The sequence below is a fragment of the uncultured Algibacter sp. genome (assembly GCF_963976535.1).
Taxonomy (GTDB): Bacteria; Bacteroidota; Bacteroidia; order Flavobacteriales; family Flavobacteriaceae; genus Algibacter_B.
Window position 1 is genome coordinate 31,338 of the sequence record NZ_CAXBLF010000001.1, and the last position, 25,172, is coordinate 56,509.

19 protein-coding genes are annotated in these 25,172 nt (G+C 34.2%); 8 read left to right on the forward strand and 11 right to left on the reverse strand.

Annotated features, from left to right (window positions below):
• Positions 1-137: 137 nt before the first annotated feature.
• Together AAC024_RS00190 and AAC024_RS00195 are read right to left on the reverse strand one after the other, a co-directional pair.
• The gene (locus tag AAC024_RS00190) at positions 138-932 is read right to left on the reverse strand and encodes an undecaprenyl-diphosphate phosphatase (RefSeq protein WP_339893070.1); all 795 of its coding nucleotides are present in this window, start codon (positions 930-932) and stop codon (positions 138-140) included.
• Positions 933-983: 51 nt separating this feature from the next.
• Positions 984-2,006: a LacI family DNA-binding transcriptional regulator gene (locus tag AAC024_RS00195; protein WP_339893071.1), complete on the reverse strand. Its 1,023-nt coding sequence runs from the start codon at positions 2,004-2,006 to the stop codon at positions 984-986.
• 140 nt (positions 2,007-2,146) lie between these two features.
• Between AAC024_RS00195 and AAC024_RS00200 the strand changes: the two genes are divergently transcribed.
• The 5 genes from AAC024_RS00200 to AAC024_RS00220 all read left to right on the forward strand — a co-directional run bounded on the left by AAC024_RS00200 (position 2,147) and on the right by AAC024_RS00220 (position 9,941).
• Positions 2,147-4,822 carry a TonB-dependent receptor gene (locus AAC024_RS00200; RefSeq protein WP_339893072.1) on the forward strand — a complete coding sequence of 892 codons (2,676 nt, stop codon included), beginning with the start codon at positions 2,147-2,149 and terminating at the stop codon, positions 4,820-4,822.
• A 234-nt stretch (positions 4,823-5,056) separates the two neighbouring features.
• The gene (locus tag AAC024_RS00205; protein ID WP_339893073.1) at positions 5,057-6,364 is read left to right on the forward strand and encodes a trehalase family glycosidase; all 1,308 of its coding nucleotides are present in this window, start codon (positions 5,057-5,059) and stop codon (positions 6,362-6,364) included.
• A 6-nt stretch (positions 6,365-6,370) separates the two neighbouring features.
• A complete protein-coding gene (locus AAC024_RS00210) occupies positions 6,371-6,973 on the forward strand; it encodes a GNAT family protein (RefSeq protein WP_339893074.1) in 603 nt (200 codons plus the stop codon).
• A 181-nt stretch (positions 6,974-7,154) separates the two neighbouring features.
• Complete coding sequence (locus AAC024_RS00215) at positions 7,155-8,801, forward strand: sodium/solute symporter (protein WP_339893075.1); 1,647 nt, start codon at positions 7,155-7,157, stop codon at positions 8,799-8,801.
• 18 nt (positions 8,802-8,819) lie between these two features.
• Positions 8,820-9,941 carry a glycerate kinase gene (locus AAC024_RS00220; RefSeq protein ID WP_339893076.1) on the forward strand — a complete coding sequence of 374 codons (1,122 nt, stop codon included), beginning with the start codon at positions 8,820-8,822 and terminating at the stop codon, positions 9,939-9,941.
• Position 9,942: 1 nt separating this feature from the next.
• Here the strand turns inward: AAC024_RS00220 and AAC024_RS00225 are convergent, their stop codons facing one another.
• Both AAC024_RS00225 and AAC024_RS00230 read right to left on the reverse strand, forming a co-directional pair.
• Positions 9,943-10,197 (reverse strand): DUF3098 domain-containing protein, encoded by a 255-nt coding sequence (locus AAC024_RS00225; protein WP_339893078.1) that lies wholly within the window; start codon positions 10,195-10,197, stop codon positions 9,943-9,945.
• A gap of 256 nt (positions 10,198-10,453) precedes the next feature.
• The gene (locus AAC024_RS00230) at positions 10,454-11,332 is read right to left on the reverse strand and encodes a permease-like cell division protein FtsX (protein ID WP_339893079.1); all 879 of its coding nucleotides are present in this window, start codon (positions 11,330-11,332) and stop codon (positions 10,454-10,456) included.
• 329 nt (positions 11,333-11,661) lie between these two features.
• Here AAC024_RS00230 and AAC024_RS00235 point away from each other — a divergent pair, with 329 nt between their 5' ends.
• Entirely contained in the window at positions 11,662-15,177 is a 3,516-nt protein-coding gene (locus AAC024_RS00235; protein ID WP_339893080.1) for a DUF559 domain-containing protein, read from the forward strand.
• Between the two features lie 246 nt (positions 15,178-15,423).
• On the opposite strand, the gene AAC024_RS00240 is transcribed toward AAC024_RS00235, so the two are convergent.
• Positions 15,424-16,980, reverse strand: a complete 1,557-nt coding sequence (locus tag AAC024_RS00240; protein WP_339893082.1) for an FAD-dependent protein — start codon at positions 16,978-16,980, stop codon at positions 15,424-15,426.
• Between the two features lie 79 nt (positions 16,981-17,059).
• Entirely contained in the window at positions 17,060-17,992 is a 933-nt protein-coding gene (locus AAC024_RS00245) for a dihydrofolate reductase (RefSeq protein WP_339893083.1), read from the reverse strand.
• A gap of 317 nt (positions 17,993-18,309) precedes the next feature.
• Here AAC024_RS00245 and AAC024_RS00250 point away from each other — a divergent pair, with 317 nt between their 5' ends.
• On the forward strand, positions 18,310-18,606 hold the full coding sequence (locus tag AAC024_RS00250) for an isoamylase early set domain-containing protein (RefSeq protein WP_339893084.1): 297 nt from the start codon (positions 18,310-18,312) through the stop codon (positions 18,604-18,606).
• 303 nt (positions 18,607-18,909) lie between these two features.
• On the opposite strand, the gene AAC024_RS00255 is transcribed toward AAC024_RS00250, so the two are convergent.
• The 5 genes from AAC024_RS00255 to AAC024_RS00275 form a co-directional block, all read right to left on the reverse strand.
• The gene (locus tag AAC024_RS00255) at positions 18,910-19,764 is read right to left on the reverse strand and encodes a thymidylate synthase (protein ID WP_339893085.1); all 855 of its coding nucleotides are present in this window, start codon (positions 19,762-19,764) and stop codon (positions 18,910-18,912) included.
• 162 nt (positions 19,765-19,926) lie between these two features.
• Complete coding sequence (locus AAC024_RS00260; RefSeq protein ID WP_339893087.1) at positions 19,927-21,453, reverse strand: nucleoside transporter C-terminal domain-containing protein; 1,527 nt, start codon at positions 21,451-21,453, stop codon at positions 19,927-19,929.
• Between the two features lie 15 nt (positions 21,454-21,468).
• Positions 21,469-22,092: a bifunctional nuclease family protein gene (locus AAC024_RS00265; protein ID WP_339893088.1), complete on the reverse strand. Its 624-nt coding sequence runs from the start codon at positions 22,090-22,092 to the stop codon at positions 21,469-21,471.
• 119 nt (positions 22,093-22,211) lie between these two features.
• Positions 22,212-23,171 (reverse strand): electron transfer flavoprotein subunit alpha/FixB family protein, encoded by a 960-nt coding sequence (locus AAC024_RS00270; RefSeq protein ID WP_339893089.1) that lies wholly within the window; start codon positions 23,169-23,171, stop codon positions 22,212-22,214.
• A 98-nt stretch (positions 23,172-23,269) separates the two neighbouring features.
• Entirely contained in the window at positions 23,270-24,016 is a 747-nt protein-coding gene (locus tag AAC024_RS00275) for an electron transfer flavoprotein subunit beta/FixA family protein (protein ID WP_339893090.1), read from the reverse strand.
• Between the two features lie 154 nt (positions 24,017-24,170).
• Here AAC024_RS00275 and AAC024_RS00280 point away from each other — a divergent pair, with 154 nt between their 5' ends.
• On the forward strand, positions 24,171-25,148 hold the full coding sequence (locus AAC024_RS00280) for a pyruvate dehydrogenase complex E1 component subunit beta (RefSeq protein WP_339893092.1): 978 nt from the start codon (positions 24,171-24,173) through the stop codon (positions 25,146-25,148).
• Positions 25,149-25,172 lie beyond the last annotated feature (24 nt).

Here is a 25,172-nt window from a genome sequence, read left to right on the forward strand (position 1 = left end):
TGTAAAATAAAATGATGATTTTTTGTTTTATACAAAATAGAAAAATAAAGCATAGCCATAGTTACGGTTTCTTTTTATGTTAAAGTAGAAAGGAAAAAAGGGCGTTTTATTACGATCATTTTAAATAAGAAATGGTATTAATTTAACAATGAAAAAGTAATAGCAATAACGCCAACAATAGCACAATAAATGGCAAAGTAAGTCAGTTTACTTTTCTTTACAAGGGCAATCATCCAAGTGCATGCAAATAATCCTGCAATAAAAGCAGCTACAAAACCTATGGATAAGGCAGTAAAATTTCCGCTATCATAAGTTAAATCGCCACTTAAAACATCTTTAGTGATTTTTCCAAATATTAATGGTACGACCATTAAGAACGAAAAACGTGCTGCCTTAGTTTTGTCATTGCCTAATAAAACAGAGGTTGAAATGGTGGCGCCAGAACGTGAAATGCCTGGAAGCATCGCAATAGCTTGAGCAAAACCTATTACTAAAGCATTGGTGAATGATACTTTTTTATCCGTATTTTTTGCCTTATCTGCTAGATAGAGCAATAGTGCGGTAATAAGGAGCATGAAGCCTACAAGTTTAATATTGTTTCCAAATAATTCTGCAAATTCTGATTCGAAAGTATAACCTATAACAGCCGCAGGAATCATAGAAAGCGCAATTTTAGAAATAAATTGTAAATCGTCGTTCCATTTCAATTTTAGTGCGCCTTTTATAAGATCTAAAATATCTTTTCTAAAAACAACAATAGTACTTAGCGCTGTTGCAAAGTGCAGTACAACTGTAAACAATAAACTTTCTTCAGGAACAGAGTTATCTCCAAGAATGGCTTTGCCTATTTCCAAATGCCCACTAGACGATACAGGTAAAAACTCTGTAAGCCCTTGAATAATGCCTAAAATAATTGCGTCAATAATTTCCATGGCGCAAAAGTATTAAAATTGAAATACCAATGCCGTAATAAAATAAAAATTTTAAACTTTAAATGTGGAATCTCTTATTATAAGCGTTCCTTTTATTTCAATCATTTTACTTGTTATTGTATCTACATTACTTTCTATTTCTTCAATTAGATGTTTAACGGCATTTTTGCCAATAGCTTCACCAGGTTGATCTACGGTTGTGAGATTTGGTTCTATAACAGTTGAAAGCCTTGAATTACTGAAACCAACTACAGCAATTTCATCTGGTATTTTTATATTGAATTTTTTTAGTGTTTGAATCACTCCAACCGCAGCACTATCGGTTATTGTGAAAATTGCGTCAGGTCTTTTTTTAATACTTAGCAATAAATTTGTCATTCTTTTACCTTGTTGTAAAGAAATATCATCAACACTAATAATTATTTTTTCATCAACGCCTATGTTGTGTTCTTTTAATGCTCTTAAATATCCAGCATATCTTTTTTCAGAATTATATGAAAATTCTCTTTCTTTAATAATGGCAATTCTTTTTTTGCCAATATTTATTAAATGTTCTACCGCATTAAAAGCTGCTTCTTCATCGTTAATAGTTATTTGTGTGCAGGGAATTTTACTGGACACCTTATCAAATAGAATAAAGGGAAGGGTATTGAGGGTTGGTAAAATGGTATCTATATCTCTTGTCATTTTGGTTAACGATGCTAAAATACCATCTACACCAAATTGTATCATAGTGTTTAGCATTTCTGTTTGTTTTATAACATCATTATTAGATTCTGAAATAATAACGCGATACCCTCTTGTTGAGGCTTCTTCAAGAATACCTCGAACTATTGTGGTTGTAAAATAGTGTGTAATAGTAGGTACAATAACGCCTATAATGTTTGTTCTATGTTTTCTAAATCCTTTTGCAAAAATATTGGGGACATACTGCATGGTTTGGGCTAGATTCTTTACTTTATCTCGAGTGGATTCACTAATATCTGGATGGTCATTAAGGGCTCTTGAAACTGTAGAAATAGATAAATTAAGTATTTGAGCTAATTTTTTTAGAGTAACCACTTCCTTTTTCATCTTATTGTGTATTTTTTATTAAGTAAATGTAAAAAACAAACGTTCCCGCAAACGTTTGCATAAAAATATGACAATTTTTTAGAACTTTTATTAGGTATCTGCTTATAAATTTGTCTAACAATTAACTAATTCTAAATAACATGAAAAAAATTATTTTTACATTATTATGTATGTTTAGCATTTCCGCAACGTTTTCACAAACGGATATATCAGGAACTGTTAAAGACAAAGCCGGTGTGCCAATTACCGGAGCAAACTTACTTGTAGTTGGTAGTACATCAGGTGCAACATCAGATTTTGATGGTAACTTTAGCTTTACATCAAATCTAACAGGCGTTCAAACAGTTAAAATATCTTATTTAGGATATGAGACTCAAGAAAAAACAGTAACGCTTGATGGAACTCCAATTACTTTACAAATTGAATTGGCAGAAGGTGGTAATTCTTTAGATGAAGTGGTATTAACTGCTTCTGCTACTTTTAGATCTCAAAAGGATACACCAATGTCTATTAGTTCTATAAGGCAAAAGGAAATTACTAAACTTTCTGCAAATAGTCAAGCCGATATCCTTAGAAGTATTCCAGGTATTACTGCTGAAGGTGGTGGTGGTGAAACTGCTACAAACGTATTTGTAAGAGGTTTACCTTCTGGTGGTCAATATGTTTTTAACCCGCTTCAATATGATGGGATGCCGTTAATTAGTACGTTCGGTTTAAATTCATCTGCTAATGATGTTTACGCGAGACCTGATATAGGTTTTAAAGGCGTTGAATTTGTTCGTGGTGGCGCTGCCGTTTTATATGGCGCAGGATCGGTTGCCGGTATCATTAACTATACAAGTAAAACAGGAGATTCTAATGATGAAAACATTATTAATATGGAATGGGCCGATAAAGGTCGTTTAAAGACGGATTTTTATACGGGTGGTAAATTAGGAGGAGAAGATTCTAATACCTATTACGCTTTTACTGGTTTTGTTAGAAAAGATGATGGTCCAATTGAAACAGGATTACCAACAAAAGGGGTTCAGTTTAGAGCGAATATCAAAAAGAAATTTGAAAATGGATCGTTTACAGTTCATGGTCAGTTTATTAATGATAAAGCACAATTCTTTTTACCACTTCCTTTAGATGGAAACAGAAAGAGAATTGCTGGTAATGATGGCAAAGATGTATCTCAATTACTATCTGGTGAATTGGCCAATACATCTTTTTTAACTCCAGGAGGTGTTTACGAAAGCCCAATTGAAGATGGTGTTTTTACTCAAGGGGGATACTTAATGGCAGACTTTAATTATAATTTTTCCGATGATTTAAAATTTAAATCAAAAGTGAAGTATGCAAATTATCAGCATAATTTTGCATTGTATGTAGGAGGTAATGGAGCCAATAATAATCCTATTACTTTAAATGATTATGTTAGTAATGTTGCACCAGGCAACTTGGGGTTTACCGCTCAGTATCAAGGTACATCAGCTGCAATTAACGGATCTGATTTAGTTGTAGACAATTTACAAGTAGATAGATTACGTCCTATGACAGATTATTCTGGAGAAGCTTCTCTAACTAAAACTTTAGAAGTAACTAACGGAACACACAATATTACTGGAGGTGTTTTTTTAGCGCGTACAGAAGCTGAAGATGTAAATTATCAATATAGAGTATTATCGGAGTTTAATAATAATCCTAAATTAGTAAACTTAAGTTATGTTGATGCTGGCGGGAATGATGTTACGTTTTCTACAGGTGGTCTTTATAATAGAATAGGAATGACTTCCAATAAATTCTTATCTCAAAATAAAACAGCGGTTTATATAACAGATGAGATGGTTTTTGATAAATGGCGTTTTGATGTTGGTTTAAGAATAGAAAACACAGAAGGAACTTTTAGTAATGGAAACATTGTAGAAAGTCAAGTATATGATGATCCAACTTTAACACCAGAATTAGCAAACGTTGACTTTGCAGATGGTAGTTTTACAAGAGCAAATGTTAGTGCAACAGATTGGGCTGTGTCTTTGGCTGGTTTGTATAAACTAAGTGAACCTGTTAACTTATACGCCAACTTTTCTAGAGGCTTCTTTTTTCCACAAATAAGAGGGTTTTCACCTATAGCTTCTGGAATAACAGGAAGTAAATATGATTCAGAAAAAATAATTCAATTTGAAGCTGGAGCAAAACTAGGAACTGCGAAATTAACAGGATCTTTAGCAGCCTATTATGTAGGATTAACTGATAGAATTAAAATAGATCAAGGATTTGTAAGTGGTACATTGGTTGATTTAACAAGATCAGAACAAAGTACTAGAACCATTGGTTTAGAGACGTCATTTGATTGGAGATTTGCTGATAACTTTAGCTTAAGAGGTACTGGTACTTATCAAGATCATGAAATCACTACAAACATAAGGACAGATTTAACTAATAATACATCTGTTACTGCTGACGAAGGTAATAAATTAGCAAGACAACCTAATTTTTTAGGAAGCTTAGGCGTGCACTACGATGATAATAAATTTGATGCGTTATTCTCTTTAAATCATACAGGTAGTAAATTTGCAGCTGATAACAATACAGTAGAATTAGATGCAATTAATATTGCGCGTATTGGAGCTGGGTATATGTTTAAAATGGGAGATAATGAAGATAGTGATGATACATTAAGACTTGGTTTCTCTGTATTCAATCTATTTAATGATGAAGGAGTTACTGAAGGAGATCCAAGAAATGTAAATCAAGCTGGAGACGCAGAGTTTTTCTTCGGAAGACCTATTTTACCACGTAGATTTTTCTTAACAGCCACATTTAGTTTTTAAATTATATTGATTAGTTTAGTTTGATTAGTTAACTCATCACTTGCACAGCTAAGTATAAAGTGGTGAGTTTTTTTTAAAATTAGAAATCTGAGTACATGACAAAAATTGATAATATATCGGATGTCAATCTGAGCGCAGTCGAAGACATTGGAAATATCGTATTCAAAAGCATTTCGACTGCGCTCAATGTGACACTTTTATATTTTTGTCATGTACTAAAATTAGAAATATATTATGGAAGAATTAAAAAACCGAGCAATTGAAGTTCTAAATGGCAACTGGAAAGATGAAGTTGGCTTTAGCATCCCTTGTGCAAACTTATATCCATTCCAATGGTTTTGGGATTCAGGGTTAATAGCTATTGGGTTTGCTCATTTTGATATGCTAAAGGCCGAAAGAGAAATTGAAACTTTGTTGGATGCACAATGGGGTAATGGTTTTATACCACATATTATTTTTCATACTGAGACCGATACATATTTTCCTGGATCAGATTTTCATCGGTCAGATTTGCATCCCCAATCCTCAAAAAAATATAGGTCAACAGGCATGACACAACCTCCTGTAACGGGTTTTGTGTTAGAAGAGATATATCGTATTAGTAAAAACAAAGAAGCCACTTTGAAGTTTATAGAAAAGATTATTGATAAGGTTTACTTTAACCATGAGTATTTCTATAAAAATAGAGACCCTCAAAATGAAGGGTTAGTTTATATTTATCATAATTGGGAATCTGGCACTGATAATTCTCCTATTTGGGATGATATTTGGGATACTATGAATCCACCAGAGTACACGTTTGAAAGGCGAGATACGACGCACGTAGATGCGGCAGAAAGACCATCAAAAAGAGAATACGACCACTATTTGTATATCATAGATATAGCAAAAGAACACAATTATAGTGATGAAAAAATAGCAGAACTATCACCATTTTTGGTGCAAGACCCACTATTTAATGCCATGCTTATTAAGTCTAATCAGAGTTTAATCAATTTATATAAAAAGTTGGGAAATCATGAAAAAGTAAGTCAACTAAAGCAATGGCAAAAAAAGAGTATTCAATCGTTTAACAACAAGCTGTTTGATGATGAACTTGGTGGATATGTACATTATGATTTACGTAATGAAAGAGCGCTCAGATTCTTATCATCATCATCATTTTCACCATTATATGCTGGTATTCCAAGTAAAGAAAGAGCAGCGTCTATGGTAAAAGTTTTGATGGATAAGTTTGGAGGAGATCATCAATATTTATGTGCTTCTTTTGATCCTACTAGCGAACGCTTCAGTCCTAAAAAATATTGGAGAGGTCCTGTTTGGGTTAATTTAAATTGGATGCTGCATAAAGGATTGAAGGCGTATGGTTATAGTGAAATTGCAGAGCGTTTAAAGCAAGATACTGTGGCTATGGTAAACAATAACGGTTTTTACGAATATTTTGATTCAAGAAAAGACATGCACCAAAATGGAAATGCAGGTTATGGCGGTAATAATTTTTCTTGGAGTGCTGCCTTATTGATTGATTTACTTGAAAGTTAGATATAAGTGGCACATTTAGATTACTCGCAGGATTATATTTTAGAGGATGATTATGTAAAACTAATGCCTCTTAAAATAGAACATATTGAGTATGTGTTAAATGTTTCAAAAGAACACAATTTGTGGACCTATTTTCTTGAAAAAGGAAATGGTTTAAAAAACTTAACTAATTATATAGCATCAACTGTTCATAATCGAAAGCATCAAAAAGAATATCCTTTAGTAGTTTTTGATAAAATTAAAAAGCAATATGCCGGAACAACAAGATTCTATGATTATTCATCCGAATTAAAAACTATTAAATTAGGGCATACCTGGTACGGAAAGGATTTTCGCGGTACAGGATTAAACAAGCGTTGTAAATATTTACTATTTCAATTTGCATTTGAAACGTTGGAATTAGAACGTGTAGGTTTTGGAGCCCATGCCGAAAATAAAGTAAGTATTGCCGCTATGAAAAGTGTGGGTTGCAAAGAAGAAGGTGTGTTACGGAATTTTATGCCATCTCTTAATGGAAAGGAAAGAGCCGATATCATTTTACTGAGCATTCTAAAAGACGAATGGTTTGAAAAAGTAAAAACAGAATTAAAGGCTAAACTAACTAAATAGTGTCTGGTCGCAAACAGACTATTTTTATAATTTGAATTATTTTTGATGTTATTTTTATTTACTTTTTATGAGTTGATGCCTTAGCATCAAGCGATTAAAAATAAATGGAAAGAGCGCGAAAAGAAACAAATTTAATATTGATGTGTTTCCGACCAGGCACTAAATACTAAAACTTAAAATTATGAATTGGCTAGACTATAGTATCGTCCTATTTTACATTATATTTTTCTTAGGAATGGGATTCTTTTTTAAGGATAATAAAGATTCTAAAGATTACTTTTTAGGAGGGAAAAGTATGGGATGGTTTCCATTGAGTTTATCAACCATGGCAACTCAATTGTCCGCCATTAGTTTCATTTCAGCGCCAGCCTTTGTAGGTCTAAAACTTGGAGGCGGTATGAAATGGCTAACTTTTGAGTTTGCAGTTCCCCTAGCTATGATTTTTATTATGATTGTCATAATTCCGCCTTTATTTAGATCGGGAGTTGTTAGTATTTATGAATTTGTAGAGAAACGTTTTAGCACATCAACACGATTAATATTAAGTATCGTTTTTCAAATAAGTAGAGCGCTTGGAACTGGCGTTATGGTATATACAATAGCCATTATTTTACAAGCGGTTTTAGATATCGATTTTGTATATACCATTTTAATTATAAGTGTTATTACTATTATCTATTCTTGGCAAGGAGGAATGAAAGCTGTTGTCTGGGGCGATGCTATACAAATGATTATTTTATTCGCAGGGTTAATTATTAGTTTATATTTTGGATGGAATCTTTTACAAGAGCATGGAGGTTTAGCTGAAGGATTTTCTCCTGAAAGGTTACAAGTTATAGACTATAATTTAGGAATAGGAGAAGGGAACGAATATGGTTTATTACCAATGATAATTGGTGGCTTTTTTCTTTATGCGTCATATTACGGATGCGACCAAACACAAGCCCAACGTATGTTATCGGCAAAAAACGAAAAAACCATACGTCAATTATTATTAGCAAATGGTATATTAAGGTTTCCTGTGGTATTAATATATTCTGTAATGGGATTAGTCATTGGAGGATTGGTAACATTAGCTCCAGATTTTTTACAAGAAATAGCAGATACAACGCAAAAATATTTTCCTGAGGAATTTGCTATAAGCGGCATTAAAGCAGATTTAATGATTCCTGTTTTTATTATGAAATATTTACCTCACGGGCTTATTGGTATCTTGATGGTTGGAATACTTTCAGCAGCCATGTCATCTTTAAGTTCAACGGTAAATTCGCTTTCTGCAGTGACCGTGGAAGACTTTTTTAACCGAGGAGAGAAAAAATTAAGTACAAAAAAATACATGTTTATTTCTAAAGGATCAGTAGTATTTTGGGGTATGGTATGTATTGCAAGCGCATTTCTTTTTGGAGGAAGTAAAAGCGCGGTTATAGAAATTATAAATGCCATTGGTTCTGTGTTTTACGGTCCAGTATTAGTTACTTTCTTTTTAGCATTCTTTTCAAAAAAAGTCAACCATATAGGGATGAATGCCGCTATTATTTCGGCGGTACTTATCAATTTGGTTTTTTCAAAAACGATTCAAGAATTATTTCATATCGATTTAGGATTTAATATTTTTTGGATTTGGCTAAACTTTACTGGTGTTATAATAGCATTGGTAGTTGCTTATGCGGTTAGTGCATTAACAAGTAAAATAGAAATTAAAAATATTTCTAATTTTAACGTAAGTATAAAAAAAGAAGACTTTATGATTAAGGAAGTGTACATATTAGTAGCATTTTTTATAATCATTGTAACTTTTAGTTACTTTGTTCCCACTATTTTTGGTTAAAATTTTAAGTTGGGGTATATGAAAATAGTTCTAGCACCAGATAAGTTTAAGAATTCATTAACAGGATTAGAGTTTTGTAATGCTGTTGAAGAAGGTATTAGCAGCGTAAAATCTGATGTCGAAATTATAAAACTCCCATTGGCTGATGGTGGTGATGGTACAATTGAGGTTGTAAATTATTATCTAAAAGGAGAAGTTGTAAATGTTGAGGTTAACAATCCTTTTTTTAAGCCAGTAATAGCGTCTTATTTATATTCTAAAACTACAAAAACAGCGTTTATTGAAATGGCTGAAGCTTCAGGAGTAAAGCTTTTAAAACCTGAGCAATTTGATTGCAAAAATACTACAACTTTAGGAACAGGAGAAATGATTGCAGATGCAATTAATAGAGGTGCTTCAAAAATTATTTTGGGTATTGGTGGGAGTGCTACAAATGATTGCGGAATTGGTATGGCAACCGCTTTAGGGTATCGTTTTTTAGATAAAAATAATGATGAGGTAAGTCCTATTGGCGCAAATTTATCACAGATAGAATCTATTGATATATCTAATGTACATAGTAAGTTGTACGAAGTTGATTTTAGTGTAGCTTGTGATGTTACCAATCCGTTATACGGAGTAAATGGAGCTGCTCATGTGTATGGTGCTCAAAAAGGAGCAACGTTTACTGATGTTGAAATGTTGGATAAAGGACTTAGAGATTTTTCAAAAATTCTAAATGCTATTTTTGATATCGATTCGCAAACTATAAAAGGCGCTGGAGCGGCAGGGGGCATGGGCATTGCTTCAAAAGTATTTTTAAATGGCACTTTAGAACCTGGTATTCAACTTGTGAAAAATCTAGCTAATTTTGATAATCAAATTGAGACTGCCGATTGGATTGTTACCGGTGAAGGTAAATTAGATATTCAGACATTCTCTGGAAAAACTATTCAAGGTGTTATGAATTCTGCCAAGGCAAAAAACATAAAAGTCGCAGCGTTTTGTGGTGCTATAGATTTAGATAAAAACAGTATCATTGATTTTGGTATAGATTACGCTGATGCTGTTTTAAATCATTCAGAAGATTTAGATGATGCTATGAAAAATGGATATAGTTATGTTAAAGAAATGGCCGAAGCATTTGCTAAAATCCTATAAACTATTTTTTATCAGGATTTAAAAGAATAGCATAAATCTGAATACCAAACCCAATTAGTACTAATGTTGGTGCGAGTCTTATGCGTCTCCAGCTAAAAATTTCAGGATTAAAAACGTTTGGGTCATCACTACCGCCACCAGACATTAAAATAAAACCTAGTGCTATAATGGCTAAACCAATAAACATGAATTTGTAATTCTTTTTACCAAATACAAAAACAGGTTTTGATGCTTCTTTTCGTTTTTTTTCTCCCATGATTAAATGTCGCAGAATAATTTAGTGCAAAGTAAAAGATTTATTTAAAAAAACACTGTTAATAGAATTTTAATTTATTGTTCTAACTAGTGTCTGGACGGAAACAGACGATTTTTATAATTTGAATTATTTTTGATGTCATTTTTGTTTAGTTTTTATGAGTTGATGCCTTAGTATCAAGCGATTAAAAATAAACTGAAAGGGCGCAAAAAGAAACAAATTTAATTTTGCTGTGTTTCCGTCAAAACACTAACTACTAATAATACAAATCATCCGTCTTCAAATTCAAAAAACGCTGTGTTGCAAAGTGGGTGCTAATCCAAGTAATAACTATTCCTAACGCAAATATTAAAATAAATAATAAAGTGACTAGAATGGGGTTGCTTAGTAATTCTAACTCAGTGAATGTTTTGTTTAAATAATATAAAACAATCGCCATTCCTATTAGGGCTAAAAAGGCACCAATCATACCTAAACGAACACTTTTCCAAACAAATGGGCGACGAATAAACTGTTTAGTAGCACCAACCATTTGCATGGTTTTTATGGTAAATCGCTTAGAATAAACAGCTAATCGGATAGAACTATTAATTAATAAAACAGCAATTAAAGTGAAAATACCACTAATGATAAGAACCCAAAAACTGATTTTTTTAACGTTGTCGTTCATAAGGTTTACCAAGTCGTTATCATAAGTCACTTCTTCTACAAAGTTTTTACTTGTCGCTTCCGCGGAAATTTTCTCAAGATGTTCTGAGGTTACAAAATCGGCTTTTAAATGCACATCAATAGAGTTTTGTAACGGATTGTAACCCACAAAGTCCATAAAATCTTCTCCATTTTCAGCTTTCATAAATTCGGCAGCCTGTTCTTTTGAAACATATTCGGTAGATTTTACATAATCTGCCATAGCCAAACTTTTTTCAAGCTGCTTGGTTTCAACGTCTTTGGCTGTATCTTTTAAGTAGATGGTCACAACAACTTGCTCCTTAAAATGGTCAGAAACTTTCTTCGCATTTAAAATCAGCATGCCTAATAATCCTAATAAAAACAGAACTAAAGCTATACTTAGCACCACTGAAAAGTAAGAGGAAATAAGTTTGCGTTTTTGATGCTTTTCGAAGGATGAACTCATAAAGTAATTGGATTAATGGCGTAAAAATAATAAAGAAATTGAAAAGAAACTTCAAAAGACATAAGTCTTTTGATTTCAATTGAATTTGTTATATCCAAGAAAATGGAAACCTCATTATTTGAAGGCATGTTTTTTTGTTTTACATAAAAATTTCAAAATAATTACAGAGGTTTCAGGATTACAACGTTTAAACTTTCAACATTGTTATAATAAGTTTAAATTTGCCGTTTTAAATGAGGCTCGCAAAGTCGCGAAGACGCAAATTTTCACTCATTTTTAATTATGATAAGTCTTTGCGTCTCTGCGTCTTTGCGAGAAAAAAGAAGTTTATGACATACGATTTCAGGAGAATAGAAAAAGATTGGCAAGATTACTGGCGAGACAATCAAACCTTTAAAGCCGTAAACGGTAGCGATAAACCAAAATACTATGTTTTGGATATGTTTCCTTATCCAAGTGGTGCGGGCTTACACGTTGGGCATCCATTAGGGTATATCGCTTCAGATATTTATGCACGTTACAAACGCCATCAAGGATTTAATGTCTTGCATCCGCAAGGGTATGATAGTTTTGGATTGCCTGCGGAACAGTATGCGATTCAAACGGGGCAACATCCAGCGGTTACAACTGCCGAAAACATTAAAACCTACCGTCGTCAGTTAGATCAAATTGGATTTTCGTTCGATTGGTCTCGTGAAGTCAGAACATCCGACCCAAGTTATTATAAATGGACACAGTGGATTTTTATTCAATTGTTCAATTCTTGGTATAATAATGATGCAGATAAAGCTGAAGATATATCAGCATTAGAAACCATTTTTTCTTCGGGCGGCAACGGAAACGTCAATGCAGTTTGTGATGAAAACATTGAACCTTTTTCTGCTGATGATTGGGATTCTTTTTCTTCTGAAAAACAACAACAAATATTATTACAATATAGATTAACCTATTTAGCTGAAACCGAAGTAAACTGGTGTCCTGTTTTAGGAACTGTTTTAGCTAATGATGAGATAGTAAACGGTGTTTCAGAACGTGGCGGTCATCCTGTTATTAGAAAGAAGATGACGCAATGGAGCATGCGTATTTCTGCTTATGCAGAACGTTTACTTCAAGGTTTAGATAAAATTGATTGGACAGATTCTTTAAAGGAAAGTCAGCGTAATTGGATTGGAAAATCGGTTGGAGCATCGGTTACTTTTCCCATCCTATCCTTCCCCGAAGGTGAAGAGAAAGCTGGCTCGCTTACTCGGGCGGGTTATATGACGGGTGGTAATAATTCGCATTTAATTTTAGATAGAGCTAAAGAAATGAGGGCGAATCCAACTCAAGCAGAAGCCGCACTTTGGGAACAGCTTAGAAATAAAAACTTAGATGCAAAATTCAGACAACAACATTTAATAGGCGATTATATTGTTGATTTTGTTTGTTTGAGAAAACGATTAATTATTGAAGTTGATGGAAAAATTCATGAATCTCAAGTTGAAGAAGATGCAAAACGAACAGAAATTTTAGAAAATGATTATTTTAAAGTCATTCGATTTAAAAATGAAGAAGTTTTGGCGGATATAGATAGTGTTCTAGAAAAAATAAGTAAAGAATTATCTCAAAGAGAATCAGTCAAGAGTGATTCACTTATGAGTGAGCAAATCCCCCCTTCGGGGGCTAGGGGGATTGAAGTCTTCACCACACGCCCCGACACCATTTTTGGAGTAAGTTTTATGACACTTGCTCCAGAACACGAACTCGTATCACAAATAACAACTCCAGAACAAAAAGCAGACGTTGATGCCTATATTTTAGCAACCGCAAAGCGAAGTGAGCGCGATAGAATGGCAGATGTAAAAACCATTTCGGGAGCATTTACAGGAGCTTATGCAGAACATCCGTTTACCAAAGAACCTATCCCTGTTTGGATTGGCGATTATGTTTTAGCAGGATACGGAACAGGAGCAGTGATGTCTGTGCCTTGTGGTGACCAACGTGATTATGATTTCGCAAAGCATTTTAATATTCCAATCCCAAATATTTTTGAAGGCGTTGATATTTCAGAGGAAGCGTATTCAGATAAAGAAAAAACCGTAATTGGAAATAGTGATTTCCTAAACGGCATGAACTATAAAAAAGCCACCAAACGTGCTATTTACGAGTTGGAGCAAATGGGTCAAGGTGAAGGTAAAACCAATTACCGTTTGCGTGACGCAGTGTTTAGTCGACAGCGTTATTGGGGTGAGCCATTCCCTGTGTATTATGTAAATGGGATGCCACAAATGATTGCAGCCGAACATTTACCAATAAAACTCCCAGAAGTTGAAAAGTATTTACCAACCGAAACTGGTGAGCCACCATTAGGAAACGCCACAGTTTGGGCTTGGGATACGAATACCAACACAGTTGTTTCTAACGACCTTGTCATTCCGACAGAAGGAGGTACGACTGACGAGGAATCTCATAACGGAATTTACCCACTAGAGTTGAACACCATGCCAGGGTGGGCAGGTAGTTCGTTTTATTTTACCCGTTATATGGATCCTGATAACCAAAATGAAATGGCTTCAAAAGAGGCGATGGACTATTGGGGAGAAGTCGATTTATATATAGGTGGCAGCGAGCATGCTACAGGGCACTTATTATACTCTCGTTTTTGGCAAAAGTTCTTGTTTGATAAAGGGGTTGTGCCTATTGACGAGTACGCAAAAAAGCTAATTAACCAAGGGATGATTTTGGGGACTAGTGCTTTTGTTATCACATTATTTGGACTTGAAATTAAAAAGCTAAATATTATTTCGAGCAGCTTTAATGATAGACTTCCTTCAATCTTTTTGTCTTCAAAATACAATGATAAAGAAAACAGAAAATCAATAGCTAATAAGTTGGAAGGTTTTCTTAAACCAATATTTGCTGATTTATTCGAAGATATCAAGAAAGAGGTTTCAAATCATACCGATGAAGAATTTAGCATCGACGATTTAAGTCTATTTGAAACAAATGAGTTACATGTGGATGTTTCATTGGTTAATTCTTCAGATGAATTGGATATTGAGGCTTACAAAAAATCAAGATCTGTTAATAAGAATGCAATATTCATAGGTGAAAAAGGAGAAATAATTAATGGAACAAATGATGTTTTTAAATTGCGTCGTGAAGTCGAAAAAATGTCCAAATCCAAATACAACGTTGTTAATCCAGATAACATAGTTTCAGATTACGGAGCAGACAGTTTACGTTTGTACGAAATGTTTTTAGGACCTTTAGAGCAATACAAACCTTGGAATACCGCAGGTATTACAGGTGTGCACAATTTTCTAAAAAAATTATGGAAACTATACCACCAAGGAGAAAACGGTACTTTTTACGTAACGAGTTCCCCGCCTTCGGAGGGGTTAGGGGAGGCTCTTAAAACGCTTCATAAAACCATTAAAAAGGTTCAAGAAGATATTGAGAATTTCTCGTTTAATACATCGGTTTCAACGTTTATGATTGCTGCTAATGAGTTAACGGCTCAAAAATGTACTTCAAAAGAAATACTAGAACCATTACTGATTTTAATTTCGCCTTATGCACCACATATTGCTGAGGAATTATGGAGTCAGTTAGGGAATAGTGGGTCAATTTCAACAGCGCCTTTTCCAGAATTTGATGCTAGTCATTTAGTAGAAAGCAGTAAGAATTACCCAATTTCATTTAATGGTAAAATGCGTTTCACCATGGAATTGCCTTTAGATTTGAGTAAAGACGCCATTGAAAAAGCGGTTTTAGCAAACGAAAAAACTCAAGAACAATTAGCGGGTAGAACGCCTAAAAAGGTGATTGTGGTTCCTGGTAAAATTGTAAATATTGTTGGGTAACGTCATTGCGAATCGCGCTTTTGGGCGTGATGTGGCAATCTGTTTTTGGTTTAGTTCAATTTTAGTTTGAGTTCCAATTAAAAAGATAACCACGTCGCTGTGCTCGTCGATATGACGAGAGGTTGATTGATTTTGGTTTGTTCCGGTTAGGGATAGTAGTGGAAAGCCCGCAGGCACGAGGACTTGTAATGGATAGCCCGACCCGTAGGGAAACGCCAAATTAACGCCAAATTAAAAGCTGTTATACTATAACTCTGTAATGGCCGCTTCAGCACAACGCTCTCCATCCATGGCTGCTGATACTATGCCGCCAGCATAACCGCCACCTTCGCCACAGGGATATAAGTTTGAAATTTGAGTATGTTGCAAATGCTCGTTTCTTGGAATAGAAACTGGTGATGAAGTTCTAGATTCTACACCAACAACATTGGCTTCTTCAGTATAATAGCCTTTCATTTTTCTGCCAAAAGCTTCAAACCCTTTTCTTAGCCTTCCCCCAATAAATTTAGGTAATAAAGAATGTAAAGGCGCAGATTTTAGCCCAGGTTGATACGAGCAGTCGTTTAAATCATTAGACAATCTACCTTCAACAAAATCGGTTAAACGTTGTGCAGGAGCTACCTGACTTCTGCCCCCAGCTGTGAATGCTAAACGCTCTAAGTTTTTCTGATATTCTAATCCTTTTAATGCCCCAAACTGTTCGTATTTATGTAAGTCGGTATTCGCATTTATTTCAACCACAATTCCAGAATTGGCATATAAATTATTTCGTTTAGAGGGCGACATTCCATTTACAACCACTTCGCCATTGGCGGTAGCAGCAGGCACAATAAAACCACCAGGGCACATGCAAAATGAATATACGCCACGTTCGTTTACTTGTTGTACCAAACCATAAGAAGCTGCTGGCAGAGATTCATGACGCTCACCAGAACAATGATACTGAATAGAATCAATAATATGTTGTGGATGTTCTACCCGAACGCCCATAGCAAAAGATTTAGCTTCTAATGCAATTTGTTTTTTGTGAAGTAGATAAAAGATGTCTCGTGCTGAATGCCCTGTGGCTAGGATTACTTTGTTAACAGTTATTTCCTCTTCATTTTTAAGTTGAATGGCTTTAATTTTATTGTTTTTTATAATGAAATCGGTAACGCGAGTTTCAAAATGAATTTCGCCGCCATACTTTATAACAGTTTCACGAATATTCTGAACCACTTTGGGTAATTTGTTTGTCCCAATATGCGGGTGTGCATCAACAAGAATTTGATCAGTCGCACCATGATAAACTAGATTCTCAAAAATACGACGGACATCACCACGTTTTAAACTTCGGGTGTACAATTTACCATCGCTATAGGTTCCTGCACCACCTTCGCCAAAGCAGTAATTAGAATCTTCGTTTACAAAATGGTCTTGATTGATGGCTTTTAAATCTCTACGGCGATCTTGTACATTTTTACCACGCTCTAAAACAATGGGTTTAAAACCGAGTTCAATACAGCGTAAAGCCGCATACATTCCTGCAGGGCCAAAACCAATAATATGAATAGGCTTTGCTTTAGAAACATCTTTATAATCGAATTGATACGCTGAAGTATCAGGAAGTGGTTCTTTAATATAAACCGCTACTTTATAATTAAGTATAATTTTAGGTTTTCTGGCATCAATAGACTTTCTAAGCACTTTAACTCCGGTGATATCTTTTCTATCAATATCTAGCTTAATTGCAGATTTCAAAACCAAAATATCAGGACGTTCTTCCTCTATTAATGTAATACGAAGTTGTATTTCTTTTACCATGAGGCAAAATTACTGAAATTTGGTAAAGGAGTTAAAAAAATTGAAGGTTCGTTTATTTTTCTGATAAAGTCAAGTCAGATTACTTCCTCTCATAAGTAATAAACGAAAAGTCATAATCGTGTTCTTCATCTTTCTTATGAAATTTATTTGCAGTTTCTTTCCAAATAGTAGTATCTATTTCTGGAAAATAGGTGTCTGCTTCAAAATTATGGTGTACTCGCGTTAACTCAATTTTATCAGCAATAGATAAAGCTTGCTTATAAATTTGACCTCCACCAATAATAAATACCTGTGCATCGTTTTTAGTAGCATCAATCGCATCTTTTAAGCTGCTAACTAGAATAACACCCTGTGGTGCTTTGTAGCCTGCTTGCCTTGTAATAACTACGTGGGTTCTGTTTGGTAAGGGTTTTGGAAAACTCTCAAAGGTTTTACGCCCCATGATAATATGATGACCACTAGTAAGCGATTTGAAATGTTTTAAATCATCACTTAAATGCCAAATTAACTTATTGTCTTTTCCTATGGCATTATTTTCTGCAGCAGCGACAATAATGGTGAGTTTAGATTTTGAACCTTTAGCATTCATGTTTTGAGCATCAGAATTTGTTTCACTATAAACTTCACTTTGCGCCATTAAAGTTTCCTCTTTTACAAAACCTGCTTTAAGCTTATTAATACGTTCATGTTGTTTAGCAACAAGTTTGTCTAGCTGTTTTTTCTCCCAAGCTTTACCCATAAACTTATGAGTTACAAATACATTAAAGAGATGGTATATAAATAGGAATAGCCATAATAATATTGCAAATACAAACCAATCAATTCCAAAGAGTTTAAAATCCTTTCCAATACCTAAAATAGTATTAGCAATAATTAAAAAGACAGCGCCTATTAAAAAGATTACAAAATGAACATACAAATGTTTTTTTTGTTTGATGCGTTTTTGAGCATTTTCAATAAGCTCCAATTGATCTTTATCTATTTGTGGTGTAGATTTCTTTTTTCCGAACATATTAGTAAAATAATAACTGTAAAGTTAACCCTTTTTGGGAATATTAAATAGAATTTTAAAATACTTGAATTTATCGACTTAACGAAAACGTTTGAGTCTCAAAAAGTGCTGATAATCAGTCGAAAACGTAAATTTGTTGTTGATAATAATATATATATATTGCTAATTTTTTATCTACTTTATTCTTTTGTAGAATAGAAATTGTCAAATTGATAATTCTTTAGAAGTAAAGTGTCTTAAATAGTTTTTGGTTATAATTTGTTTTTAAATTTGTAGTGTTATTAAACGTAAAAGTAAAAATATTAAATCATATAATTATGGCAATTAAAAAACAATTCTTAAAAAGTAAACCCGTTTGTAAAGTCACTTTTTCTTTACCTGCTGAAGATGCAAAAAAAGTTTCTGTTGTTGGATCTTTCAACGAATGGAATGCTAAAAAAGCACCGCTTAAAAAATTAAAAAATGGAACATTTAAAGGAACTCTTGATTTAGAAGCTGGAAGTTCTTATGAGTTTAAGTATGTTGTTGATGGCGTTTACGTAAATGACGACGCTGCTGATGCTTACGCTTGGAACGATTTTGCTGGTGCAGAAAATGGTGTTATAAACATATAATTACTGCAACCATAAAATCTTAAAGGAGGCTGTCTGAAAAGTTTTTCGAGTTGTCAGTTTGAGCGCAGTCGAAAACGTTATAATCTTGATTTCCAATGCATTTCGACTACGCTCAATGTGACAATTTACTCCAAAATCGACTTTTCAGACAGCCTCTTTTTTATAAAATTATTTTTGGGCGTTACCCAAGAGGGTCGGGCTTTTCGTTACAAGTCCTCGCTCGTACCTCGCTGTGGGCTTTCCACTACAATCCCTAACGCACCATCTGCTATGGCAAGTTTTTAATCCAAAAATTTAAGATTATTAAACAGCAACAACCCCTTTAATATGCGGATGTGGATAGTAATCTACCAAAGTAAAATCTTCAAAATCAAAATCAAAAATATCTTTGATTTCAGGATTTAAAATCATTTTTGGAAGTGGTCTTACATCTCTTGACAGTTGCAATTCTAATTGCTCATAATGGTTGCTATAAATATGAGCATCACCAAAGGTATGGATGAATTCGCCAGCTTCATAACCACAAACTTGAGCCATCATCATTGTAAATAAGGCGTAAGAAGCAATATTAAAAGGTACACCCAAAAAGATGTCGGCACTGCGCTGATATAACTGTAAAGATAATTTTGGTTTTGCATTTTCTCCATCTTCGGGGGTTGGGGGGCTTACATAAAATTGAAAAAAGGCATGACAAGGCGGTAAAGCTGCTTTACCATTAGCTACATTTTCACTAAAGCTTTTTGAAGTATCTGGCAACACGGAAGGGTTCCAAGCAGAAACTAACATACGACGGCTATTCGGATTATTTTTTAAAGCGTGAATAACCTCTTTTATTTGATCAATCTCATCATCGTTCCAGTTGCGCCATTGATGTCCATAAACAGGTCCTAAATCGCCATTTTCATCTGCCCAATCATTCCAGATACGTACACCATTTTCGGTGAGATATTTTGTGTTAGTATCCCCTTTTAAAAACCAAAGCAATTCATAAACAATAGATTTTAAATGAAGTTTCTTAGTGGTTACCATTGGGAAACCTTCACTTAAATCAAATCGCATTTGGTGACCAAAAACACTTTTTGTGCCTGTGCCTGTGCGGTCTCCTTTTTTGTTGCCGTTTTCTAAAACGTGTTTTACTAGGTCGTGATATTGTTTCATCCCATCTTCCGTCTTCCCGAAGGGAAGAAACTTTATTAATTATTAAAGAAATTTTCTGGACGAATTTAATTAAAATCGTATATAAAGCGTGAATTTTATAATATGTAAATATTAAAAGTTATCAACTTAATGCAGTTTTCCCCTTTGGGAATTAAAGAGGTTTTACCCAATAATCATACCAGCGAAAGTAGCCGAAACTAAAGAGGCAATTGAACCGCCTATTAATGCTTTCATGCCAAATTTTGATAAGGTTTTACGTTGTCCAGGAGCTAATGAGCCTATACCGCCAATTTGAATACCTATAGATGCAAAATTTGCAAATCCGCAAAGCATATAAGTTGCCATAATTATAGATTTTTCATAGCTAAGATGAATGCTGTTGGTTACATCTTTTAATTCTCTTAATTGTATATAGCCTATAAATTCACTTGCGGCTAATTTGATACCTAATAGTTGTCCCATTAGAGCCATATCCTCTTTAGCTACGCCTATGAGCCACATAAGTGGAGCGAATGCGTAGCCTAAAATAAGTTCAAGAGATAAGTTTTCATAAGTGGTATTAGAAGCTATCCAAGTATTAATAGACGTGACATCTCCAATCCAACCTAAAATACCATTAAACATGGCAATAAATGCCACAAATACTAAAAGCATGGCGCCAACATTTACAGCAAGCTTTAAACCTTCAGTCGTTCCGTTTGCTATAGCGTCTAAAAAGTTAGAACCTATTTTGTCTTGCGAGACAGAAACATCTGTATTCACGTCTTCAGTTTGTGGATATAATATTTTCGATATAACAATAGCTCCTGGAGCGGCCATTACTGATGCCGCTAATAAGTGTTTAGCATAAAACAGTCTCAGAGCAGGATCATCACCACCAAGAAAACCAATATATGCAGCAAGTACAGCGCCCGCAACTGTTGCCATGCCACCAATCATAACTAAAAGCATTTCGGACTTATTCATTTTTTCTAAATAAGCCTTTATTAGAAGCGGTGCTTCGGTTTGTCCTAAAAAAATGTTTCCGGCAACACTTAAACTTTCAGCACCAGATATTTTTAAAGTTTTTGAAAGTAGCCAAGCCATCCCTTTTACTACTTTTTGAATAATACCTAGATAAAATAATACTGAGGTTAATGCAGAAAAGAATATGATTGTGGGTAATACTTGAAAAGCAAAAATAAACCCAAAAGTTTCCATATCTACAACTAGACCTTCAAATAAAAATTTACTTCCAGCTCTTGTGAAGTCTAGAACACTAACAAATAAACCGCCTATGAATTCAAAAATAGTTTTAATAAATGCAACCTTTAAAACACCAATGGCTATCAGTAATTGAATAGCTAAACCAATACCAACAATTTTCCAGTCAATTGCTTTTCTGTTACTACTAAAAAGAAAGGCCACAAAAATTAAAGTAATCATCCCAAGAACACCTCTCCATAGGCTATTTATAGAGAATCCTTGACTAGGTAAAATAATGCTTTTGGGTTCTTCTGAATCTTTTAATTCTGGTTGACTTTGATTTTCTTCTTTTAAATCATTTATAGTAGTAGAATTTTCAGTGTTATTAATTACTGAAGTGTTTTGAATGGTATCAACGGTAGCTGATTGCTCTATATCTTGTGCTATAATCGTTGCTGTAAAACAAAAAAATACAGCAGCAATAAGCAAAAACAGCTTTTTCATAATTAAAATTAAGGGTTATTCTCGTTTTGAGATTTCATCACGAATATGCGCTGCTTTTTCATAATCTTCATTAGTAACAGCTTCTTCAAGTAAGGTTTGAAGTTCCTCTAAAGTTTTTCCTTTATAGTTTTCGCGAGGTTCATTAGGTTCTAGTTCATTAGCAACCAATTCATCCATTAAAATGCTGTCTTGGTTTTCGTCGTCTTCATCTTCCTTTTTAGGATTCACTTTTAAGTAAATTCCCGCTTTATCAAGAATATTTTTATAAGTAAAAATTGGTGCTTGAAAACGAAGTGCTAAAGCTATAGCATCACTAGTTCTGGCATCAATAATTTCTTCAATTTTATCGCGTTCGCAAATTAAACTGGAGTAAAACACACCATCAACAAGTTTGTGAATAATTACTTGCTTAACAACAATCTCAAAACGATCAGCGAAATTTTTGAACAAATCGTGTGTTAACGGTCTTGGCGGGCTAATTTCCTCTTCCAAAGCAATAGCTATAGATTGTGCTTCAAAAGCGCCAATAACTATTGGGAGTTTCCGGTCGCCATCCACTTCATTTAAAATCAATGCATAAGCACCATTTTGGGTTTGGCTATACGAAATGCCTTTTATATTTAATTTTACTAAACTCATAATTTATAAAAACGCAAAGAACTGCTTAAATTAGAACTTTACCAACTGCACAAGGCATATTTAAGTCAAAATGCTAATTTAAGCAGTTCTTTAGTATCACACAATTTATAAAAAATAAATTATTGCTGTGCTTTAAATGCTTTTAATTTTTTTATTAATTCTGGAACCACCTGAAAAGCGTCACCAACAACACCATAATCAGCAGCTTTAAAGAAAGGTGCTTCAGGATCTGTATTGATAACCACTTTTACTTTTGAAGCGTTAATACCAGCCAAATGCTGAATAGCTCCAGAAATACCAATGGCAATATATAAATTTGATGCTACAGGTTTACCTGTTTGCCCAACGTGTTCACTATGTGGTCTCCAACCTAAATCTGAAACGGGTTTGGAGCAGGCTGTTGCAGCTCCTAAAACATCTGCAAGTTCTTCAATCATGCCCCAATTTTCAGGGCCTTTTAAACCACGACCAGCAGAAACTACTATTTCGGCATCAGCAATAGTGACTTTATCGGTAGCTTTATCAACGGATTCTACAGTAACCCCTAAATCTGAAATTGAAGGTGAAAAGTCTTCCGCGGAAGCGCTACCATTATTTTCAACTAATCCGAAAGCATTATTAGAAACACCGACGATTTTCACATCTGTATTTATTTGAGTGGTTTCAAAAGCTTTATTAGTAAAAGCTGTTCGTTTTACTGTAAATGGACTAGTACTTGATGGTGATTCAACAACGTTTGATGCATAACCTGCTTGCAAACCAATTGCTAATAATGGCGCTAAATATTTGCTATTTGCAGTAGAGCTAACAATCACAACTTTTGCATCTTCTTTTTCTGCCGCTTGTTTAATGGCAGATGCATAAGCATCAGCATTAAAATTATCGAGTTGCGAATTTGATATATTTAAAACTTTATCAACCCCATAATTGCCTAAAGCAGAGGTGTCGTTAGCATTTATAGCAACGGCAGTAACTGTTGTTCCTAATTGATTAGCAACTGCTTTTGCATAAGAAGCTACTTCAAAAGCTGCTTTTTTAAAAGCACCTTGTTCTGATTCTGTATATACTAAAACTGACATAAATTATTCTTTTTTCATTTCCGCGAAGGCGGGAATCTTATTATTATTTTTCGTTATCTCCAAAAGACCCTGAAATAAATTCAGGGTGATTTAGCAGGCTAAATCACTTTAGCTTCATTATGAAGCAAGCTTACTAATTCATCTAAATTATCTGGAGATACTAAGGTAACTGCGCCTTTTGGAGTAGGTTTTTCAAATGAAACAGAAGTTGTTTCAGCATTTGTCTCTATAGGTTCAACCACATTTAATGGTTTTTTACGAGCCATCATAATACCTCTCATATTCGGTATGCGTAAATCACTTTCTTCAACCAAACCTTTTTGTCCGCCAATAACTAAGGGAAGGGATGTTGAAACGGATTCTTTACCGCCATCAATTTCTCTAATAGCTTTAGCCGATGTGCCATCAACTTCAAGACCAATACAATTGTTTACAAAGTTAGCGCTGATTAATCCAGCTATCATGCCTGGAACCATACCACCGTTATAATCAATAGATTCACGACCAGCAATGACTAAATCAAAACCACCATTATTAATAACGTTGGCTAATTGTTTAGCTACAGAAAAGCCATCTGTTGCGGGTGTGTTTACTCTTATAGCTTCATCTGCACCAATGGCTAAAGCTTTACGTAAAGTAGGCTCTGTTTCTGCACCGCCAACATTTGCTACGGTAACTTGAGCGCCTTGTTTTTCCTTAAACCACATGGCACGTGTTAAACCAAATTCATCATTTGGGTTTATTACAAACTGTACGCCATTTGTATCAAATTTAGTATTATCATCACTAAAATTAATCTTTGAAGTAGTGTCTGGAACGTGACTTATACACACTAATATTTTCATGATTTTTATGTATTAAAATATCTAATTTTTTGAGTTTACGAAGTTAATTATTTTATTCTGAATATTTACTATGCGTGCATAATAAAATTTAAAAAAATCTTACAAGATGATATCTCATTTATTGTTATTTTTGCAGTTCTAAAAAATATATTTAATGAAGACAATTCAATTTAGAGAAGCTATTTGCGAAGCAATGAGCGAAGAAATGCGAAGAGACGAAAGCGTATATTTAATGGGCGAGGAAGTAGCAGAGTATAACGGTGCTTATAAAGCATCAAAAGGCATGTTAGATGAATTTGGTGCTAAACGTGTTATTGATACCCCTATAGCTGAACTTGGTTTTGCAGGTATAGCTATTGGTTCTACAATGACTGGAAACAGACCCATTGTTGAATACATGACGTTTAACTTTTCTCTTGTTGGAATTGATCAAATTATAAATAATGCTGCAAAAATTAGGCAAATGTCTGGTGGCCAATTTAAATGTCCAATTGTATTTCGTGGTCCTACGGGTTCTGCGGGTCAATTAGGAGCAACACACTCACAAGCTTTTGAAAACTGGTTTGCAAACACACCGGGTTTAAAAGTAGTTGTGCCTTCAAACCCTTATGATGCAAAGGGGTTGTTGAAAGCGGCAATTCGTGATGACGATCCAGTAATTTTTATGGAAAGCGAGCAAATGTATGGTGATAAAGGCGAAGTTCCAGAAGGAGAATACATTGTGCCAATTGGTGTTGCAGAGATTAAACGAGTAGGAACAGATGTAACTATTGTATCTTTCGGTAAAATCATCAAAGAAGCATACAAAGCTGCTGACATATTAGAGAAAGAAGGTATTTCTTGTGAAATTATAGATTTACGAACCGTTCGTCCTTTAGATAGAAAAGCGATTGTAGAATCGGTTAAAAAAACCAACAGATTAGTGGTTTTAGAAGAAGCATGGCCTTTTGGAAATGTAGCTACCGAAATTACTTATTTAGTACAATCTGAAGCATTTGATTATTTAGATGCGCCAATTGTAAAAATTAATACAGCAGATACTCCTGCACCATATTCACCAGTTTTATTGGCAGAATGGTTGCCAAACCATGAAGAGGTAATTAAAGCTGTAAAAAAAGTACTGTATAAATAAAACAATATTAATTACGTTATATAA

Excerpts from the sequence above, each read along its gene's own strand:
- AAC024_RS00270 (WP_339893089.1), bottom strand. The coding sequence starts at position 23,171 with ATGTCAGTTTTAGTATATACAGAATCAGAACAAGGTGCTTTTAAAAAA.
- AAC024_RS00225 (WP_339893078.1), bottom strand. The coding sequence starts at position 10,197 with ATGGGAGAAAAAAAACGAAAAGAAGCATCAAAACCTGTTTTTGTATTT.
- AAC024_RS00240 (WP_339893082.1), bottom strand. The coding sequence starts at position 16,980 with ATGGTAAAAGAAATACAACTTCGTATTACATTAATAGAGGAAGAACGT.
- AAC024_RS00250 (WP_339893084.1), top strand. The coding sequence starts at position 18,310 with ATGGCAATTAAAAAACAATTCTTAAAAAGTAAACCCGTTTGTAAAGTC.
- AAC024_RS00255 (WP_339893085.1), bottom strand. The coding sequence starts at position 19,764 with ATGAAACAATATCACGACCTAGTAAAACACGTTTTAGAAAACGGCAAC.
- AAC024_RS00220 (WP_339893076.1), top strand. The coding sequence starts at position 8,820 with ATGAAAATAGTTCTAGCACCAGATAAGTTTAAGAATTCATTAACAGGA.
- AAC024_RS00215 (WP_339893075.1), top strand. The coding sequence starts at position 7,155 with ATGAATTGGCTAGACTATAGTATCGTCCTATTTTACATTATATTTTTC.
- AAC024_RS00260 (WP_339893087.1), bottom strand. The coding sequence starts at position 21,453 with ATGAAAAAGCTGTTTTTGCTTATTGCTGCTGTATTTTTTTGTTTTACA.
- AAC024_RS00190 (WP_339893070.1), bottom strand. The coding sequence starts at position 932 with ATGGAAATTATTGACGCAATTATTTTAGGCATTATTCAAGGGCTTACA.
- AAC024_RS00200 (WP_339893072.1), top strand. The coding sequence starts at position 2,147 with ATGAAAAAAATTATTTTTACATTATTATGTATGTTTAGCATTTCCGCA.
- AAC024_RS00275 (WP_339893090.1), bottom strand. The coding sequence starts at position 24,016 with ATGAAAATATTAGTGTGTATAAGTCACGTTCCAGACACTACTTCAAAG.
- AAC024_RS00245 (WP_339893083.1), bottom strand. The coding sequence starts at position 17,992 with ATGTTCGGAAAAAAGAAATCTACACCACAAATAGATAAAGATCAATTG.
- AAC024_RS00265 (WP_339893088.1), bottom strand. The coding sequence starts at position 22,092 with ATGAGTTTAGTAAAATTAAATATAAAAGGCATTTCGTATAGCCAAACC.
- AAC024_RS00195 (WP_339893071.1), bottom strand. The coding sequence starts at position 2,006 with ATGAAAAAGGAAGTGGTTACTCTAAAAAAATTAGCTCAAATACTTAAT.
- AAC024_RS00205 (WP_339893073.1), top strand. The coding sequence starts at position 5,057 with ATGGAAGAATTAAAAAACCGAGCAATTGAAGTTCTAAATGGCAACTGG.
- AAC024_RS00280 (WP_339893092.1), top strand. The coding sequence starts at position 24,171 with ATGAAGACAATTCAATTTAGAGAAGCTATTTGCGAAGCAATGAGCGAA.
- AAC024_RS00235 (WP_339893080.1), top strand. The coding sequence starts at position 11,662 with ATGACATACGATTTCAGGAGAATAGAAAAAGATTGGCAAGATTACTGG.
- AAC024_RS00230 (WP_339893079.1), bottom strand. The coding sequence starts at position 11,332 with ATGAGTTCATCCTTCGAAAAGCATCAAAAACGCAAACTTATTTCCTCT.